The organism is Pseudomonas sp. dw_358, from assembly GCF_018449655.1.
In the GTDB taxonomy this organism is placed as follows: domain Bacteria; phylum Pseudomonadota; class Gammaproteobacteria; order Pseudomonadales; family Pseudomonadaceae; genus Aquipseudomonas.
The window spans coordinates 129,601-148,391 of sequence record NZ_JAAVUX010000010.1 but is presented as its reverse complement, the minus strand read 5'-3'; the positions used below and the strand labels follow the sequence as shown (position 1 = coordinate 148,391).

At 60.9% G+C, this 18,791-nt stretch carries 16 protein-coding genes and 4 pseudogenes; 12 read left to right on the top strand and 8 right to left on the bottom strand.

Annotation, left to right across the window (positions count from 1 at the left end; genetic code table 11):
* Positions 1-5: 5 nt before the first annotated feature.
* From allB to HB675_RS16225, 6 genes are all read left to right on the top strand, one after another.
* Positions 6-1,460: an allantoinase AllB gene (gene allB / locus HB675_RS16250; RefSeq protein WP_213879358.1), complete on the top strand. Its 1,455-nt coding sequence runs from the start codon at positions 6-8 to the stop codon at positions 1,458-1,460.
* Positions 1,461-1,528: 68 nt separating this feature from the next.
* Entirely contained in the window at positions 1,529-2,410 is an 882-nt protein-coding gene (locus tag HB675_RS16245; protein WP_213879357.1) for an ABC transporter ATP-binding protein, read from the top strand.
* The gene (locus HB675_RS16240; protein WP_213879356.1) at positions 2,407-3,189 is read left to right on the top strand and encodes an ABC transporter permease; all 783 of its coding nucleotides are present in this window, start codon (positions 2,407-2,409) and stop codon (positions 3,187-3,189) included. The genes HB675_RS16245 and HB675_RS16240 overlap by 4 nt, the downstream gene beginning before the upstream one ends.
* Positions 3,189-3,788, top strand: coding sequence for a TIGR00730 family Rossman fold protein (locus tag HB675_RS16235; protein ID WP_213879355.1), 600 nt, complete (start codon positions 3,189-3,191; stop codon positions 3,786-3,788). Before HB675_RS16240 ends, HB675_RS16235 begins: the two co-directional genes overlap by 1 nt.
* 24 nt (positions 3,789-3,812) lie before the next feature.
* Entirely contained in the window at positions 3,813-4,238 is a 426-nt protein-coding gene (locus tag HB675_RS16230; RefSeq protein ID WP_213879354.1) for a DUF3830 family protein, read from the top strand.
* A gap of 140 nt (positions 4,239-4,378) precedes the next feature.
* Complete coding sequence (locus tag HB675_RS16225) at positions 4,379-5,671, top strand: OprD family outer membrane porin (protein ID WP_213879353.1); 1,293 nt, start codon at positions 4,379-4,381, stop codon at positions 5,669-5,671.
* A gap of 304 nt (positions 5,672-5,975) precedes the next feature.
* On the opposite strand, the gene HB675_RS16220 is transcribed toward HB675_RS16225, so the two are convergent.
* Positions 5,976-6,542, bottom strand: a complete 567-nt coding sequence (locus HB675_RS16220) for an AAA family ATPase (RefSeq protein WP_213879352.1) — start codon at positions 6,540-6,542, stop codon at positions 5,976-5,978.
* A 176-nt stretch (positions 6,543-6,718) separates the two neighbouring features.
* On the opposite strand from HB675_RS16220, the gene HB675_RS16215 reads away from it, so the two are divergent.
* On the top strand, positions 6,719-7,120 hold the full coding sequence (locus HB675_RS16215) for a hypothetical protein (RefSeq protein WP_213879351.1): 402 nt from the start codon (positions 6,719-6,721) through the stop codon (positions 7,118-7,120).
* A gap of 186 nt (positions 7,121-7,306) precedes the next feature.
* Positions 7,307-7,747, top strand: coding sequence for a hypothetical protein (locus HB675_RS16210; RefSeq protein WP_213879350.1), 441 nt, complete (start codon positions 7,307-7,309; stop codon positions 7,745-7,747).
* Between the two features lie 3 nt (positions 7,748-7,750).
* On the opposite strand, the gene HB675_RS16205 is transcribed toward HB675_RS16210, so the two are convergent.
* From HB675_RS16205 to HB675_RS16185, 5 genes and pseudogenes are all read right to left on the bottom strand, one after another.
* A complete protein-coding gene (locus tag HB675_RS16205; protein WP_213879349.1) occupies positions 7,751-8,689 on the bottom strand; it encodes an aliphatic sulfonate ABC transporter substrate-binding protein in 939 nt (312 codons plus the stop codon).
* 53 nt (positions 8,690-8,742) lie between these two features.
* Positions 8,743-9,439, bottom strand: a pseudogene (locus tag HB675_RS16200) (LLM class flavin-dependent oxidoreductase).
* Between the two features lie 481 nt (positions 9,440-9,920).
* Positions 9,921-12,056, bottom strand: a complete 2,136-nt coding sequence (locus HB675_RS16195) for a TonB-dependent receptor (protein ID WP_213879348.1) — start codon at positions 12,054-12,056, stop codon at positions 9,921-9,923.
* Positions 12,057-12,272: 216 nt separating this feature from the next.
* Entirely contained in the window at positions 12,273-12,485 is a 213-nt protein-coding gene (locus tag HB675_RS16190; protein WP_213879347.1) for a hypothetical protein, read from the bottom strand.
* 238 nt (positions 12,486-12,723) lie between these two features.
* Complete coding sequence (locus HB675_RS16185; RefSeq protein ID WP_213879346.1) at positions 12,724-13,941, bottom strand: acyl-CoA dehydrogenase family protein; 1,218 nt, start codon at positions 13,939-13,941, stop codon at positions 12,724-12,726.
* 244 nt (positions 13,942-14,185) lie between these two features.
* Between HB675_RS16185 and HB675_RS16180 the strand changes: the two genes are divergently transcribed.
* Entirely contained in the window at positions 14,186-14,923 is a 738-nt protein-coding gene (locus tag HB675_RS16180) for an SDR family NAD(P)-dependent oxidoreductase (protein ID WP_213879345.1), read from the top strand.
* A gap of 20 nt (positions 14,924-14,943) precedes the next feature.
* Positions 14,944-15,777 (top strand): CmcJ/NvfI family oxidoreductase, encoded by an 834-nt coding sequence (locus HB675_RS16175; protein ID WP_213879344.1) that lies wholly within the window; start codon positions 14,944-14,946, stop codon positions 15,775-15,777.
* Between the two features lie 134 nt (positions 15,778-15,911).
* On the opposite strand, the pseudogene HB675_RS25960 reads toward HB675_RS16175, so the two are convergent.
* Positions 15,912-16,145, bottom strand: a pseudogene (locus HB675_RS25960) (UTRA domain-containing protein); the annotation flags it as partial.
* Positions 16,146-16,148: 3 nt separating this feature from the next.
* Here HB675_RS25960 and HB675_RS25955 point away from each other — a divergent pair.
* Positions 16,149-16,484: pseudogene (locus HB675_RS25955) on the top strand (ATP-binding cassette domain-containing protein); the annotation flags it as partial.
* A gap of 538 nt (positions 16,485-17,022) precedes the next feature.
* Positions 17,023-17,517 carry a hypothetical protein gene (locus HB675_RS25950; protein WP_256737577.1) on the top strand — a complete coding sequence of 165 codons (495 nt, stop codon included), beginning with the start codon at positions 17,023-17,025 and terminating at the stop codon, positions 17,515-17,517.
* Between the two features lie 151 nt (positions 17,518-17,668).
* Here the strand turns inward: HB675_RS25950 and HB675_RS16155 are convergent.
* Positions 17,669-18,740, bottom strand: a pseudogene (locus tag HB675_RS16155) (integrase core domain-containing protein).
* Positions 18,741-18,791: the final 51 nt, after the last annotated feature.

Here is an 18,791-nt window from a genome sequence, read left to right as displayed (position 1 = left end):
TTGAAATGAACGTAGTCGACCTGGTTATTCGTGGTGCAAAAGTGGTTTCCGCCGATCAGATCATCGAGGCCTGCGTGGCCATCGATGGCGAGCTGATCGTGGCGGTCGGTCGGGAAAGCCAGATGCCTCCTGCCCGGGAGGTGCTGGATGCTGATGGCATGTACTTGCTGCCGGGCGCCATCGACAGCCATGTGCATTTTCGCGATCCGGGTTATCCGAACAAGGAAACCTGGAAGACCGGCTCCGCCGCGGCCGCCTGCGGTGGCGTGACCACCGTGTTTGAAATGCCCAATACCAACCCGCCGACCGCAACCCTCGAGGCCCTGCGCCTGAAGCAGAAGGCCGCCGAGTCGTCCTATGTGGACTTCGGCATTCACGGTCTGTTGGGCGATGACACCGTGGGCCATCTGGAAGAGTTACTGGACGCGGGTGTCACCAGCTTCAAGGCCTTCGTGGGCAACACCTTCGGCAACCTGCCATCGCCCACTGACGGTGCCTTGCTCGAAGGCTTTGAAAAGCTGGCACCCCTGGGGATCCGCACCGTGGTCCATGCCGAGAACTCGTCGATCCTCGCACGTCGGCAACAGCGCATGCAGGCCGAGGGGCGCATCGATGCCCATGCGCACCTGGCGGCGCGCCCGGTGGTGGCTGAGATCGAAGCCATCGGCCGGGTGCTGACCCTTGCTGAATGGACCGGTGCACGGGTGCATATCGCGCACCACAGCGCCGCGGATTCACTCTTCGTGATTCGCGATGCCAAGCGCCGCGGCGTCGATGTCACCGTCGAGACGTGCCCTCAATACGTGCTGCTCAACACCGATCTGACCGATCACCTGGGCGGCATCCTGCGTCTGAACCCGCCGATCCGCGAGGCACGGCACAACCAGCCACTCTGGGAAGCACTGCTCGACGGCACCATCGACATGATTGCCACCGACCACGCGCCCCATGCACCTGACGAGAAAACCCGGCCCAACATCTGGGAGTGCGACTGCGGCTTCCCCGGCGTTGAAACGCAAATGGCGCTGATGCTGACCGAGGTCAACCAGGAGCGTGCCAGCCTGATGGACTACGTGCGCTGGAGCTCGGTAGCGCCGGCCAAGGCCTGGGGTATCTACGGGCCCAAAGGGGTGATCGCCGTGGGTGCGCACGCCGACATTGCGATTGTCGACATGAACAAGACCGGCATCCTCTCGCAGAACCAGTTGCAGAGCATCAGCAAGATTTCACCCTGGCATGGCCGCGCGGTGAAGGGCTATCCGATCCACACGCTCCTGCGTGGGCGCTTCGTGATGCGCAACGGCAAGCTGGTCACAGAGGCTGCGGGCTGGGGGCGTTCGGTCAAGTCGATCCAGGCCATGCCCAAGGCCAAGCCGCTGAACACCGAACACTACATCAGCGCCATCCTCAAGACCCCTGAAGGTGTACGCCCGACCGCAGAGCCCTTGCGCGAGGATTGATGGCCTTTGACCGGGAGCGCTCGCCCTGGAGGCGAGCGTTCGATCAGATCTTTTCGCAGGGCACGAACATGAATCAAGACACAACGGCTTTTGCGCCCAGACCGCTGATCGAGCTGTCTGCCGTCAGCGTGCAGTACGGTGGCGGCACCATCGCGCTGGACCGCACTGACCTGCAGATCCAGCAAGGTGAATTCGTCGCCCTCGTCGGCCCCAGCGGCTGCGGCAAATCGACCATCCTCAAGCTGGTCGCCGGATTGCTCGGCGCGACCACCGGCGGGGTGATCCTCGGTGGCCGGGAAATCGGTGCGGTGGGAACCCAGCAGCGCAAGATCGGCCTGGCCTTCCAGAACCCGACCATGCTGCCGTGGCTGACGATCCGCGACAACGTGATGATGCCGCTGAAAATCGTCGAGCCCTATCGCCGGCACTATCGCAGCAAAAAGCATGGTGAGTATCGCGAGCGGGCCGAGGCTTTGCTCGAACAGGTCGGGCTGCGGGGGTTTGGTGACAAGCGCCCGTGGCAGCTTTCCGGTGGTATGTTGCAGCGCGCGTCCCTGTGCCGGGCACTGATTCACGAGCCGGATATCCTCCTGCTCGATGAGCCGTTCGGTGCACTGGACCAGTTTACCCGCGAAGAGCTGTGGGACACGCTGCAGGCCCTGTGGATCGCCAAGCGGCCGACGGTACTGCTGGTCACCCATGACCTGCGGGAGTCGGCGTACCTGGCCAGCCGTATCTGCGTGATGAGCTCGCGGCCGGGGCGCATCATTCAGGACACTCAGGTGGGCTTTGCACGCCCTCGTACGCTGGAGTCCAGCTATGCACCGGAGTTTGGCGAGCTGGTCCACCAGTTGCGCATGAGCATCGCCCAGGCGCGGGCCGAGGGGGATGCCAAGGAGCGCAGCAGCATGGCGGCGGGCGTTGGCCTGGCGCAAGGAGTTACGCCATGAGCCGTTCCCTGTCGCGGTACCGCCGCAACCTGTTGTCGTTCGTGGCCCTGGTCGGTTTTTTCCTGCTCTGGGAATGCGCCTGCCGGGTCTTGCACGTCTCTGACCTGGTCCTGCCCAGGCCGAGCCAGATCATCGTGGTGTTGGTGGAGAAAATGCCGATTCTCTGGCCGCACACACTGCAAACGCTGATGACGACCCTGGTCGGATTTTTCTTCGGCGTGGTCGCGGGTCTGCTGATCGGCATGCTGATCGGCTCGTCACGCCTGGCCTACGATATTGCCTATCCGCTGCTGGTGGGTTTCTCAAGCATTCCGAAAGTGGCCGTGGTGCCGATCTTCGTGGTGTGGTTCGGCTCGGGAACGGTGCCGGCCATCCTGACCTCCATGGTCATCAGCATCTTCCCGGTGGTGGTGAACGTCGCCACCGGCCTGGCCTCCACGGAGCCCGAGCTTGAGGATGTGCTGCGAGTGCTGGGAGCCACCAAGCGCGACATTCTCTGGAACGTCGGCCTGCCCAGGACCCTGCCTTATGTCTTCGCCTCGTTGAAAATCGCTATCACCCTGGCCTTCGTCGGTACCGTGCTGTCGGAGACCGTCGCCTCCAACAAGGGCATCGGCAACGTGATGATGATCGCCAGCGGCAACTTCGATGTCGCGCTGGTCTTCGCCGGGTTGTTTATCCTTGCTGTTCTAGGTGTAGCGCTCTATGCCGTTTCAGCCCTGCTGGAGAGCCGCATGACCGGCTGGACACAACGCAAGACTCACTCGGACATGACCTGATGAAAACTGAACAGAACCTGCGCAGCGTGGCGGTATTTTCCGGTTCCAACTTTGGCGCCTCGCCAGAGTACGCCGAAGCCGCTCGCACCCTGGGCACCACGATTGCCCGTCGGGGCCTGATCCTGGTCTACGGAGGCACCGGTAAGGGCTTGATGGGCGTCGTTGCTGATGCCGCTTTGGCGGAGGGCGGGGAGGTGGTAGGCATCATCAATCAGCGCCTGTTCGACCGTGGCCACCTGCACCCCGGCCTGAGCCGGCACGAGGTCGCCACCGACATGCGCACCCGCAAGGCGCGCATGGGTGAGTTGGCCGATGCCTTCATCGCCCTGCCTGGAGGGCTAGGCACCCTGGAAGAGCTATTCGAGGCCGCGACCCTGACGCAGTTGGCCGACCCTGCCAAGGCGGTGGGATGCCTCAACGTGCGAGGTTTTTACAACCCGGTGCTGCACCTGCTGGACCACGCGGTGCAGGAAGGTTTCATGAAGGCCGAGCATCGCGACATGTTGGTGCTCGACGCGGCTCCCGAGAACTTGCTGGACCGCTTGCAGCAATGGACAGCGCCCACTGTCACCAAATGGATCGGCCAACCCGGTTCCTGAATCATTGACCCCAGGAGTACCTGCATGACCACGCTCAAGATCACCGCCGGCGGCTACGAGTTCCTCGCCCAGACCCACCCGGATGCGCCGCAGACGGTGGCGGCTTTCCTTAACCTGTTGCCCTACACGCAGAAGTTCATCCACGTGCGTTGGAGCGGTGAGGGTTGCTGGGTGCCCATGGGCGACTACCAACTGTTGCTCGACGACACGCCCATCGGCTTTGAGAACCACACCAGCCACCCTTCAGTGGGGGACATCCTGTTTTACCCAGGCCCGTACAGCGAGACGGAAATCATCATGGCCTACGGCGCGTGCAGCTTCTCCAGCAAGCTGGGCCAACTGGCCGGCAATCACTTCCTGACCATCACCCACGGCCAGGAAAACCTCCGCGCCCTGGGGGTGAAAACACTGTGGGAAGGCGCTCAGGACGTACGCTTCGAACTGGCATGAACCGTTCTGCTGCCTGACTCGCTACTGACGTCAGGCCGCTGATCAGCGCCGCTACCGTTCGCCGTAGCGGCTGACACTCTCGCTCATTTTCAATTCCCTGCATTTCGCGGGGTGGATAAACTCGTCCTGGAAAACGCTTGATGATCACCACTCGCACCTTTTGCAAGCTCTCTACCCTGACGTTCCTGACCGCTTGCGGCGTCGGTGACTATGCCGCCATGGCCAGCGCGGCGGATGCCGTACAAGCGGACTCGCTGAGTGACATGTTCAGCGATGGCAAGGTGTCCGGGTATGTGCGGTCGCTGTATTTCTCCAGCCACAACGCGTTTTATGAGCGCGGCAAGAACCAGGACACCGTCAGCTACGGCGGCGAGCTGGCCTTTCACTCGGCCGTCTACGAGGGTTTTTCCTTCGGCCTCAGCGCGTTGGTCCAGCGGGGCATAGGGCATGACGACAACCCCAACAAAGTGGACTCCTATTTGGGGCCCAATGTCACCTCTGTGGGTGAAGCGTATCTGCAATGGCAGCGCGACAAGTTTCGCATCACCGTGGGCGACCAGCGCTTCGACGCGCCCTTTACCGGCACCTCCGACTACCGGATGGTGCCGCAGATGTTCCAGGGTGTATCGGCCTACTACGGGGACTCGGCCAACTTCCTCACGGCCTTTCGCATGTACCGCTTCAAATCGGTCCTGGATGACAGCTACAGCCGCCACACCAGCTACAACCCACCCATCGACAGTTCCGCCGCCGGGGCAGGGGATGAAAAAACCGATGGTTTCTGGGGTGTGGGCGGGGGCAAGACCTGGGCACTGAAGCCAGTCAGCTTCGATGGGCAAGCCTGGTATTTCAAATACCTCGATTACGCCGACATGACTTACCTGCAAGCCCGGGCCATCCGTGCCGACGGCCTGGTCAAGCCTTTCGTGGCAGTGCAATACATGCATCAGGACGACGATGGCAAAGCCATCCTGGGCAAGGTCGACAGCAACGTCTACGGCGTTCAGCTGGGCATCAAGGTGAATTCGGTGACCGCCAGCCTGGGGTATGACTACATCAAGCCCAACAGCGACTCGTATCTGAATGGCGCCCCGGTCATTCCCTATGGGCACAAGCTGTCCTCCGGGGATTTCTTCGCCCAGCCCCTGCTCACCAGCACCATGGACCTGGGGGCGGGCAATGCCTACGCCATCAACGTCAAGGGGGCGCCCCTGCAAAATCTTGTCCTGGGGGCACGCTACAGCTTCATGGACCTGAAAAACGCGCCCACGGCGCAAAGCCTGGACCAATCGGAGTATCTGGTCTACGGCAGCTACAGCTTCGGGGGGGCGTTGAAGGGCGTGAAGCTCAGTGACTTTCTCGGGGTGCAGAAGTCGCCGATCAAGGATGCGACTTTTCTGCAGAATCGAGTGGCGCTCGAATATGTCTTTTGATGGCGTAGCGGTCTGATTTACGCAGAGTCTAGGCAACGTTTGTCGATCACAGGGCAGCCGGCTGTTGCGCTAATCAGGGCGATAGTGTCTGTGGTCGGGGTTGGGGGTATCCTTTTTGGAGATGGCCATTGATACCCCCATACACCCCCCCCCAGCAAGACCTGCGCAGGGGCGTCGAGTGGATGCCTCAAGAGGCATACGCTTCTTGGAGCGCCTGGTTTAACAGCCCTCAGTAAAGCTCCACCCTCATCAAAGACTCTCAGGGTCGCCAAAAACATCTGAACAGGCCTCTGGCTCAGTATTCTTAGCGGGAAATGCTCGAAAAATACCCCCAGTTGTACCCCCAGTCGCATCGTGTGGATTCGACGCCGCGCAGGGCGACTCTTATCGAAGTGCTGGATGCAAGCGCATGGATTTTTGTATACGCCTCAATCAGAACACGCCAGCAGCTTAGCGTGGGGAGATCAGGGAAAGTTCCGGCATCGCACTGGAGCGCGACTCTCTCGTCAGCAATATCCGGTTGTCGCTGTTCTACCCGCCGCTGGTGTTCAATGGCGTTAGAGCAGACCACTTGGACGTTGAACAGTTGAACCTGCGCCAGGACCGCAACCTCTTGCCAGGCATTTCTGCTCTCTGCGACCGGATTGACGCAGTCGACGATAACCGTATTACCCAGGCAAAGATTACTCAGTGCCAGTTCGTTGGCAAGCAGATACCCGGTGCGCCCGACTGCTCGTTGATGGCCTTCAGCATTGAGGATGGCCTGTTCAATCGTATCGATACGCAGGCAAGCGGCACGCGTGGCCACAGTGAGTTTCTGTGCGATGGTGGTCTTGCCTGTACCAGGAAGACCGCTGAAAACAATCAGCATTGAGTGTAATCCTCGGGATGCAGGGTTCGCGGACAGCAGCGACCCAGTCGATTTGATGATTAATCTGCTGAGGTAAACCCATGGCCTAAAGATGAAATTTACCATCGAAACTCCAAGGACCGATCAGGAGATGGCCTGTTGCTGCTACGCTCTGCGAAAGACAGGGAGTGCGATAAATGCGTGTTAAATCAGTGGCTTTTTCCGTGGTTGCGTTGGCTGTACTGGTGGCCGGATGTGCGGCGACGCCGACGCAGGAGCAGATCAACGCTGCGGATTACGGGCCTGAGGTTTATCAATACGAGGCGCAGACTGCCGCCAAGGGGTTCTTCAGTCACTACTTGAAGGATCCGCTGTCGGCCGAATACAAGTTCGAGCAGGTCCACCGTGGTTATTATACCGACAGCGTATTGACCGGTGGCCATCTGCATGGCGGCTACATGCTGCAAGTGAGCGTGAATGCCAAGAATGCCTTCGGCGGCTACGTCGGCTTCAGGCTTTATCGGTTCCTGATCAAAGACGACAAGATCGTCAACGTCTGGCGGTTGGAACCTTCGGGGAGCTTGCACAAGATCGGCTGAACCCGGCCGCCTGGACGTGCAGCGCCGTGTCGGTCGACTCAACGGGTGGGAGATACGAGGGGCATGACCGAAGTCCTTGATGCCGCCTTGCTCGAGTAACGACGAACTATGCACTACGCACTTGCATGTAAATATCAGGGTCCGACCTGTGTCACCGGAAAGTCCAATTCCACTGCATGCGCCGACATGGCTTTGCCGCGACCTTGGTTGCGTTGGTCTGGCTGCGTCACTACGTTCTCTATCAGCGCGCAAGCGCTGGATGAACCGTTCAATGTCGATACCGGGCAGGCCATGAACGGCTACCAAGGCATGGTTTGCGAGATTCTCGCGGCCAGCCACGCCGAGCGCCTGAGCCTGAGGGCGACGGCCTTGCGCTTTGGCATCCGTGAAAACCCCTTCGTCGGCAGTTACGAGGAGGTCGCCGCACAGCTGGAACAATGGTTCAGCAGCGGCGCGGCCGACGGGTTCAACATCGAGATCTCGTTGCGGGTGCGGTTCAACCAGTTTGCCAGCGGGGTACTGCCGCTTTTTGCGGAGAAGGGTCTGTTCCGTCGCGACTATGACGGCACGACCCTGCGCGAAAACCTCGGCCTGGACTTTGTCAAAAATCGCTACGTGGTGGATTGAGGCTCACTGCACAAACGCCTTCTCGAACGACCGATCAATCACCGTCCTGGTGTCCAGCGGCTGGGGCAACGCTCCAGTCTGGTGAAGGAAGTCGGCGGTGTCCTGGTAATCCTTGGCCGCCGCGGCATCCACCGGGCCGACGGTCATGTCGGCCTGGCCGATCCAGTGGCGCGACACTGCCGGGTCGAGGTTGGCTTTCGCCGCCCACAGGTCGGCGTAGGCTGGCTTGTTGGCGTTGACCCACTCGCGGGCTTTTTGCAGGCGCTTGAGGAAATCGGCGATGGCCGCGCGATTGGGTTCGATGGACTGGCCGTTGGCAGCGATGCTCGACAGCCCCGGCATCAGGCCGCGCGTGGTGAACACTGGGCGGGCACCGGAGGCGACGATCTGTTGCGAGATGTAGGGTTCCCAGACCGGGAAGGCGTCGATGCTGCCGCCCGCCAGAGCTCCGGCGGCGTCGATCGGCATCAGCTTGACGAAGGTCACGTAGTCGGCGGGCAGGCCGGCCTTTTCCAGAGCGCGCAGGGTCAGCTGCTGGCTCCAGGCGCCGGGCCAGTAGGCGACTTTCTTGCCCTTGAGGTCTTCGATGCGTTTGACCGGCGAGTCCTTGGCCACCAGCAGCGCGATGGTGTCCGGGTTCTGCCGGGACACGCCGATGAGCTTCACGTCAGCACCCTTGGCGGCGAGGAAGATGAACCCCGAATCGCCCAGAAAGCCCAGGTCCAGCGCGTTGGCCTGCAAGCCTTCAGCCACTGGCGCCGCCGACTGGAAATGCTTGAACTCGACCTCGTAGGGCGCGCCCTTGAGCACCCCCGAGGCTTCCACCGAGGCCTCGACGTTGTAGTAGTTCTGGTCGCCGACGCGCAGCACAATGCGCTCGGCGGCCTGGCTCAGCGGGGGGGGATGGCGCAGGCGGCAGCGATCAGCAGCAGCCCCCGGCACAGCAGGGGTACGAGTTTCATAGAGGCTCTCTTGTGGTTTTAAACGGTAGGGGGTCAGGCTGTGAGGCGTTGGTCGAGTTGCGCGACGTGTGCATGGATGGCCGGGATCAGGTCCTGGCCATAAAGCTTCACATCAGCCAATGGATCGAAACCGCGAATCAGCAGGGTGCTGGCGCCCAGGCTGTAGTAACGGCCCAACGCCCGCGCCACTTGCTCTGGGGTGCGCGGACCATGCGCACTTGGGTAGCGAAATCCTCCAGCGGCTCGCCCCACAGCATGTACGTGTCGGCATGCCTTGCAGCGATCTCGATGCCAGCCGGTGAGGCGCCACTGAAGTAGATCGGCAAGTGCGGTTGCTGGAAGGTGTGCACGTTGCTCGAGGCACCCTTGAAGCGACAGAACTCACCTTCGTGATCGACGGCGCCGGAAGCGGTCCACAAGCGTTTGAGGAGGTTCACGTATTCGTCGGTCCGGGCGTAGCGCTGGTCGTGAGTGAGAAAATCACCGTCGCGTTGCTGGTCGCTATCACTGCCGCCACTGATGACGTTCAACGCCAGGCGGCCTTGAACGAGCTGACCACAGCGCCTTCCGCGCCATTGGAGAAATAACCCACCAGCACCTTGTCGAAGCCGGCGTCTTCATGGGCGCGGGCGAACCGGCGCACATAGGCAGGATCGACGGCAACACCGATAGGCTGGTCGACTTCCGCACTGGGGGTGGCGGTGACCATGCCGATGATCTTTACCGTCATGGTGGGCTCCTAAGCGTTTAGCGGTTATAAGAATTCGATGGTTAGCTCTTTGTGGAATAAATAATATGGGGGATTTTCGCGTTCGATAAATTCGTTGTTTGCATAAGCTAAGAAGGGATTCTGCAAGTTCAATCGGCAGTGCCTGCATCGCGACCAAGGTCGGCTCCTACGCCATTTTTGTAACGCCACCGATGGCGTAGGAGCCGCCCTTGGGCGCGATGCAGGCACCGCTGTCATCAGAAATGGTGGGCTCCTAAGCGTTTAGTGGTTATAAGAATTCGATGGTTAAGCTCTTTGTGGAATAAATAATACGGGGGATTTTCGCGTTCGATAAATTCGTTGTTTGCATAAGCTAAGAAGGGATTCTGCAAGTTCAATCGGCAGTGCCTGCATCGCGCCCAAGGTCGGCTCCTACGCCATTTTTGTAACGCCACCGATGGCGTAGGAGCCGCCCTTGGGCGCGATGCAGGCACCGCTGTCATCAGAAGTTGTAGGTAACCCCCGTGGTGAACCCGATGCCGTCACCCACGTAGAAGTTGGCCGAATCCTGGCCCTTGAGGTCCAGGGAGTTCTTCGAGGCGGTCACGTAGTGTTTGTCGGTGAGGTTCTTGCCGTCCAGGAACACGCTCCACTTCTTGCTGGGTGCCTGGTAGCCGATGCGTGCACCGAAGAGGGTGTATTCCGGGGCTTGTACGGTGTTGGCGAAGTCCACGTAGTAACTTGAGGCGTGGTTCAGGTTGACCTCGCCGTACCAGCCGTTGGTGCGTTGAAATTGCAGCGCGGCCTGGTAGGTCTGGCGCGGCAGGCCTGGCAGTTGGTTGTGGCCGAAGGTCGGATCGTTGCGGAAGTAGAAGTCGTTGACGTTGAACGCCTGGCGCCATTTCAGGGTGTCGCCATTGGCGCCCTGCCACAGCTGGGTGCTCAGGCCCGCTTCGATGCCCTGATGGATGGTGCCGGTGGCATTGATGTCCGAATCCACTTCGTTGGACGTAGCGGTCTCGTCGATCAGCACGGCCGACAGCAACTCGCCCTGCACCCACGAACGATAGGCGGTCAGGCTGCCGTCGAAAATGCCTTGGCTGCCGCGGATGCCGACTTCAAAGGTGTTGGCCTTCTGCGAATGCAGCGGCTGCACGTAGGGGTTGCTCACCGGGCCGGTGGAGTAGTACCAGGTCACGGGCGGGTCGATGGAACGGCTGAGGTTGGAAAACACCTGCAGGGTCGGGGTCAGCGCATAGCGCAGGCCGATACGCGGCGCCGCGTTCCACTCGTCATTGCGCTGGGCGCTGGGGAATTCACTGGTGTTAGGCGCGGTGGTGTAGACCGCGCGCACATCACGGATGATGTGGGTTTCCGACAGGCCGGTGGACAGCCAGGTGCGGTCATTGAGCTGGGTTTCGTTGCCGAGGGACAGCACGGTGTCGCGCGAGCCGGTGAACTTCACGTGTTCCACGTCTTGCCAGGTGGCGGGGTCGCGGGACTTCACGTCGCCGGGCATCAGCACGGTGTCGGTCAAGGCGACAGTAGTGTTGCTTGGCAGGCCGAACAGGGTGTCCTTGCGCAGGTAGCGGATCGAACTGGACAAGTCGGTGGAGTCCCACTGGCCATCGTCGGCGTAGTAGCCCAGGCCGTCGGTCAACTTGTAGTGATGGTAACCCAGGCCAAATTCGAGCTTGTTGCCGTCGTCGAAGGTGTAGGTGGTGGTGTCGCCGATAAAGATCGTGCCCGGTTTCTTGCGTTCCCAGTGGTAGTTGTTGGCGGTCGGGTCGTGCTTGATCTGTTCCTTGGTCAGGGTGCTGGCGTTGACGTTGTCTTCATCGCGCCAGCGGAAGGTCAGGCGGGTGTCCCAATGGTCGTTGAAGATGTGGCCGAAGTTGCCCACCACATCGTTACCGTGGTTGGCCGAGTCCACCTGGTAACCGTTGCGTTCGTTGTGCAGGATGGCCAGGTAATAATCGGTGCTGCCGACCACACCACCGGTGCTCAGTTGCTCTTTTTCGTACCCATAGCTGCCGCCTTCGTAATGAATGCTGGTGCCGGGGTTGGTGTAACCACTGTTGGTGATCATGTTGATCGCACCCCCCAGGGTCAGGGCGTTGTACTGGAAGGCGTTGGCACCCGACAGCACTTCGGTGTGGTCGACGGCCGCCATGTCGAGCAAGTCTTCCTGGGTGCCACCTGGGCCGGTGATCGGGATGCCGTCGTACAGGTACTTGATGCCCAGGGCGTAGCCGCCGTAAAAGCTGTCCAGCCCGGAGCCGCGTATTGAGATCTTGGCGGCGCTCTGGCCGCTGGTGGTCTGGGCATAGACCCCGGGTACGTAGGCCAGCACGTCTTCGGCGGTGGCCGAGCGACCCTTGTTGACTTCCTTGTTGTCTACCACGTGCACGGTGCCGGGGACGTTGTTCAGGCGTTTGACGTCGGCCTGGGCTTCGGTTTCGGCATGGGCCGAGACTTGCACGGTCTTGAGGGTGGTGGTCTTGGCGGTGCTGGTGTCAGTGCTGCTGGCGTCGTCGGCGTAGACACGGCCCTGGCTGAGCAGGGTAACCAGACCGATGCCGATGGCCAGTGACAAAGAGCGGGACGAGCGTGCAGCGGGTGGCAGACGCAACTTCATGAGTTCTCCAGAAAGTCCGATTAACTTGAAACGATGGACCATCTGTACGCACAGTCTGGTGATGCGGGAGGGAGTGCACGTAGTGTGCCAGCTGGCACGGTCCCGGAACGTCATGGTTTCCGGGAACAGGCAAAGGCGGGAGGTGTTGAAAGTGTGAAAATTATGTCGAAAGACTGTGGCTGGATGAACAGTCATCTTGCTGATCATGCTGAGTTTTTATTTAATTAACGTGCGTACTTGGTATTGCTCTGTCGCCCGGTGGGCAATGTGAGTGGCGCGGGCTTCAATGGCCAGGCGCTCTTCCTGAGTGAATACGCCACGGTCCCAAAGCTCCTTGCCGGCTGACAAAACCCAGCCATGAAAGAAGGCTTTGGATACCTCACGGGTTTCGGCGGCCATGGCTTCGAGGACGGCGTCCAGTTGGGTCATCTTTCGAGCTTTGAGGGCTTCGGGAGTTTCGGCGGGTGCTGGAGTTTCGGTGGTCGTGGCGGGCCTTGGCCTGGGGGTAAAGGCGGGGAGTTTGCCGGGGGCGGCGCCAAGGAGCAAGCGTTTGTCCCCATCGCGAGCAAGCCCTGCTCCCGCAGGTTGATCGTCAGTTTCGAAACCTGCGTAATTCTCGTGGGAGCAGCCCTTGGGCGCGATGGCCGTTACTCGGTGTGGAAGGCGATCACGCCACCCCGATGCGCCACTGATAAGGCGGCAACGTCCCGTTCACCGCAAAATCCCCAACGATACGGTCCTTGTAGATGCGCGGGTTGTGCGAGGACAGCGTGCGCGCGTTGCGCCAGAAGCGGTCCAGCGCCAGCGGTTGCAGGGTCGCCGAGGCGCCGAGGGCGTCGAACAGGCGGGTGCTGGCGTTGAGGATCAGGTCGATGATCACGGTTTGCGACTGCGCCACTTCCAGTTCGGCGATGGCATTGGCGTGCAGCACGGCGGCTTCATCCAGATGGCGGCTGTCGTAGGCGCGCTGCAGGGCTTCGGCGTTCTTCAACACGATGGCGCCGCTGGTGTAGGCGGCGCCGCGCAGTTGCCCGACCACTTGCAGGATTTGCGGGTCGAGGGCGGCCCGGGGGCCGTTGCCGGTGCTGTAGGTGCGTTTGCGGCTGGCCACGTGCTGGGCGACTTCGCCGCTCAACGCGCGGCCGATACCGGCGAGGGCAGCAAAGTGAAAGAGCTGAAAGAAGCCGGTGGCGTAAAGAAATTTGCTCTCCAGTTCCAGGTCCGGCAACTCCACGCGCACGTTGTCAAAGTACGCCGTGCCGCTGGCGGTCAGGGTCTGGCCGAAGCCGTTCCAGTCGTCCAGCACGGTTACGCCGGCGCCCTGGCGGTTGATCAGCGCACCGCCGCCCTTGCCATCCGGGGTGCTGACGCCCACATCGATCCAATCGGCATACAGGGAGCCGGTGGTGTAGAACTTGCTGCCGTTGAGTACCCAGTGGTCGTTTTCATGCTGCACGCGGGTGCCGAAGTCGGTCTGCTTGGCGTCGCCCACTTCGCTCCAGGCCGGGCCTATCAACTCGCCCTTGGCCACCCGTGGCAGCCAGCGTTCGCGGCGCGCGGTGTTGCTGCTGGTCAGCAGGCCCTCGACAAAACCCATGTGGCCACGGATGGCCTGGACAAGGTTGGAGTCGGCTTCCCCCAGCTCGATCAGCAGGTTGAAGAGCTCCGGCAAACTGATGCCGCTGCCGCCGTATTCGGTGGGCACGCGCAGGGCGGTGAAACCCGAGTCCTTGAGCCACTGGATCTGCTCGAAAGGGAGTTCGCGGTGGATTTCCCGGTGGATCGCACCTTGGCGGATCCGGGCAAAGAGCGGACGAAAGCGCTCTGCCAGTTGTTCGTAGCCTGCACTGGCGCCGGCGCCCCATGCCGCGTCGATCTGAGTCATGGTCAATGGTTCCTTGGGCAATGCTCAGGGCAAAGCACAGCCCGTGCCACAAGGTAGTTGTTTGATTTTAAAGAGATTTATGTTTTTGTCTTCGGCGCCGCTGTTGGCGGAGCAACACTTTTACGACCTTGCTGTTGCCGAGGCGACAGTCGCCCGGGGCTATATCGTTAGCGCTCGAAAATCTAATGGGCACCCGTGCACCTCAGTAGAGTGAATAGCACAGTTCACTGTGCAGGAACGGGTCATGTCGCAACCTTCAAACGAAGTGGTATGGATCACCGGCGTCGGTGCCGTGGAGGGTCTCGGTGCTGCCTTGGCCCGGCGCTTTGCCCAAGGCGGCTATCGCGTTGCGGTCAGCGGGCGCAGCCCGGATAAATTGCAAGCGGTGCTTACGAGCATTGAGGAAGGGGGCGGCGTGGGGTTGGCGTTGCCGGGAGACTCCGGGGTCGAGGCGGACATTCTTGCCGCCCTTGAGCAGATCAAGGCGTTCGGCCAGTTGCGCGTGGCCATCTTCAACGTCGGCAACTCGGTGGCCGCCCCAAGCCTTGAGCTCAGCGCCGAGCTGTTCGAGCAAACCTGGCGTGCCTCGACCTTCGGCGGCTTTCTGTTCGCCCGTGAAGCGACCCGCACGCTGCTGGCCCATGGCGGCGGCACCTTGCTGTTCACCGGCGCCACCGCATCGCTGCGCGGCAAGCCGCCGTTCGTGGCCTTCGCGGCGGCCAAGGCCGGCCTGCGCTCGTTGAGCCAAAGCTTTGCCCGCGAGTTCGGCCCGCAGAGCGTGCACGTCGCCCACGTGGTGATCGACGGCAGCATCGACGGCGAGCGGGTGCGCAGCAAGGCCCCGCAACGCTTGCAAGCATTGGGCGAAGAGGGCGCACTGCGTCTTGAAGACATCGCCGAGGCGTATTGGTACCTGCATTCACAGCCGCGCAGCGCCTGGACCCAGGAGCTGGACCTGCGGCCGTTCAAGGAGCCCTTTTAACCTGTCGAGGAGGTCGCCCCATGGGCACTCATCAAAGCAACCTTGCGCCAGCCTCCGTGCTCGGCGAGCTCAACTACCTGCTGGACGACGGTGTACGCCCGGTCAACTACGCCTACGCGCAGCCCGACGGCCAGCCGAAGCGCTCCGGCACCTTGCAGCCCACCCAGGTGCAAATCCACAACGCCCGGCTGCTGGCCACCCCCGCCAGCCTGGATGCCAACGGCTTTGCCCAGGTCGAGCAGGCCAGCGCGGTGGCCAACCTGGAAGATGAAGAGCAGGTGGTGCAACGCTATTACGCCGAGGCCGACGCCTTGTTGCGCCAGCACACCGGCGCGGTGAAGACCTTCATCTTCGATCACACCATTCGCATCGACGAGCCGGGCCGTGAAGCCAACGGCCTGCGCGAGCCGGTGCGCTACGTGCACAACGACCAGACCGAACGCTCGGCCATCCGCCGCGTGCGCGACCATCTGCCGGCCGAGGAAGCCGAACAGCGCCTGCAAAAGCGCTTCGCAATCATCAACCTGTGGCGCCCCATCGGCACCCCCGTGTTGACCACGCCGCTGGCGGTATGCGACGCGAGCACCATCGACCCGGCCGATTTCCTGCCCAGCGACCTGGTCTACCGCGACAAGGTCGGCGAAACCTTTTCGGTGCGCGCCAACCCGCAGCACCGCTGGTATTACTACCCACAACTGCGCCCGGAAGAGGCCCTCCTGCTGAAGATCTATGATTCACGCACAGACGTGGTACGGGCCGGAGCGCACACGGCATTCGATGACCCGACCACGCCGGTGGGAGCGCCGCCGCGGCGCAGTATCGAGTTGCGGGCGTTGGTGTTTTGGGGGGAGTGAGTGCGGTTACCCGGTGGGAGCCGCCCTTGGGCGCGATGGCAGTACCGCGCAATACTGTCGGGCCGCGGCCCGTCGCGCAGCCAAGGCTTGCCAAGAGAGCCGTCACCCCGGCACTTTGAACATCCCGCTCAACACAAAAGCAACGCCGCACCCCGCTTGACCCCTAGCGCCCTGGCCAGGGGCAGGTCGGCTTGTTGGGCGCGGATGGCCAGGTCGGCGCGGCGCACGGGCAGGCCGGTCACGCTTTCGAGGATGGAGTAGATCGGCTGCTCTTCCACCTGCGCCCAGTCCACGGTGCTCAGTTCCAGAGGCAGGTAGCTGCGGCCCAAGGCGATGGGCTCGTCGTCGACAAAGTGCAGGCGCTCGACGCACCCTGGCTCAGCGCTCTCGATAACGTGCGCTTCGGCCTGCGCATGGCGCGGTGCGGCAGCGAGGCCGAGCAGCCAGAAACAGCCCTGAGTTACCTGCGTCTGATGGGCCTCGAACAGGCGGCGCCGCGGCTGGTGCATCAACTCTCCGGCGGCATGTAGCGGCGCGTGTCGCTGGCCCGCACCCTGGCCCTCGAGCCCACCGTGCTGCTGATGGATGAGCCGTTCGCGGCTTTGGACGCCATCAGCCGCAACACCCTCAACGAAGAAACCCTGCGGATCTGGGCCGAGCTAGGCCAGACCGTGCTGTTCATTAACCATGACATCGACGAAGCGGTGCCCCGCGAAGTGCAGGGCCGTATTGCCCTGGCGGATCTGCCACTGGCAGCGGGGCGCGAGCATCCGCTATTCATCTGCGCTCGGCAGCGGGATCAGTCTCGGGTGTGGACATCGGCGTTGTTTGTGACACTGGGGTAGGAGGAGAAGTGTCCGTACGGTCAGCGTAGGAGCCGACCTTGGTCGCGATGCAGACGACGTGCTCTTCGGGAGACCGCGTAACGGCCATCGCGAGCAAGCTCTGCTCCTACGCCTGAGGTGGCTCGTGTAGGCGCTGCGTTAGAATGAATATGCATTTCAGTTATTTATAAAGATTCCTAAGGAATATAGTTAGCGTCGATCTCGTATTCAGGACAGTTTATTTGTCTTCGATAGCGTTTTTTTGATCGTTACAGTAGATAGTCTTCTCCAAATCCAACCATTCTCAAGGCTCCCACAGCATTTGATGCTGTTCTGCCGCCGTCTTGCCTCTGCCCCGCATCCGCCTAGAATCGCCTCCATCAGGTTTGCCCCCCAATTAAAATTGAACGAGGACTGTTCCATGATGAATGCAATGCAGATGCCCATGTCGATGAACACCACCATGCCGATGATGGGCATGCCGATGATGATGGCCGTCATGACCTGCGAAATGATGGACGATGGCATGATGTGCACCATGAAGCCGGCAGCGGGCATGGACATGAAGATGTTCAAGAACAACGCCGACATGATGCAGATGATGATGAACTGCGGCATGCCGATGATGATGCAGTGCGGCAACCTGTCGATGATGTGCCTGTCGCCAGCGGCCATGGCCATGCCGATGATGATGGACAGCATGATGCCGATGAACATGCCGATGCCAATGATGAAGTGCATGATGGAATGCACCATGATGACCGACGGCATGACCTGCAAGATGATGCCCATGGCCGGTATGAACATGGACATGATGAAAAACTGCTGCACCCTGATGATGAAAATGATGAACGACTGCAGCATGCCCATGATGATGAGCTGCAATGGTATGCCGATGATGTGCTGCACGTGCTGAGAGGCTATGTGGCGGTTCAGTGTGCGTGACTGAAAGTTGGCCAACGGTTCACACCGCATAAAAAAGCCCCTGTTACCGAAAGGTAGCGGGGGCTTTTTTACGAGCGCGTTCAGCGGCGTTTTTCAAGGTAGTTGTCGCGTCCACCGTCGTGCTACGCGACCTTTACGACCACGGTCAGCTCCCTTTCAGGGTTCAGATACACCGTCCCGACAGGGTTCCAGTTGCGTGTCTTGCCTGACCATCGTTCCGGTTTTTTTTCCTTGGCCTGCCCGTATATCGCATCTCGACGGGCCAATATTTCCCGGTCTTTACCCTCGTGACGTTGAGCGGGTGTCACGAAGCGGATTCGGCTATGGCGGTGCACGGTGTTGTACCAGGTCATAAAATCTCTCACCCAGATCGAGCATCATCCAGGCTGGTAAATCCATCCTTCGGCCACTGGGGGCAGTACTTCAGCGTCCTGAACAGTGACTCCGAGTATGGGTTGTCATTACTTACCCGAGGTCGTCCACGCGACGGCGTGATGCCCAGATCGTACATCTTGCTCAGCAGCGTCACCGATTTCATCGGTGCTCCGTTGTCCGAGTGCAGCACCAGAGGCTGACGCCAGCATTTCTCCTGATTCACGCTTCGTTGCAGTAGTACCGCCGCTTTTTCACCGCTTTCAGCATCGTAAACCTCCCAGCCCACCGCCTTGCGGAGATACCGTTCTGGCAACAAGGTCAGGTGCCCTCGTCGTCGCTTCCCCAGTAGGCATTGAGCTTTTTTCGCAGCACCAGTAACGCAACGGTTTCAGCCAGCGCCGCATCCTTTCGGCGCAGCTCGCGCTCCAGTTCACGGATGCGATTTTTGTCTTCCTTCGACTCCCCGGCCACTCCCTTTTTCAGAGCCTGATGGTTACTGCTGTTGGCGATAAACGCCTTGCGCCAGCCATTGATCTGCTCAGGGAAAATGCCTTTACGACGGCAATACTCACCCAACTCCAGCTCCGACAGGGAGGAGGACTCGATGATGGCGGTCAGCTTGGATTCGGCAGACCAACTTTCGGCCGGCTGCTTGTTTTCGGACAACTGGGAACCTCTGGCAGCAGCTTGCTTGCGCCAATAATGGAGGGACATATCGCTGCAACCTTCGCGGCGCGCAACCTCCGCCGCCGTGAGGCTCAGGGGCGGAAGCATCATTTTCAACAACGCAGCTTTACGTTCTTCTGAGTAGAAACCCATGACCATACTCTTGCCGCCCCCGGAATGCTTTTAAAAAGCGGGAGACACGAT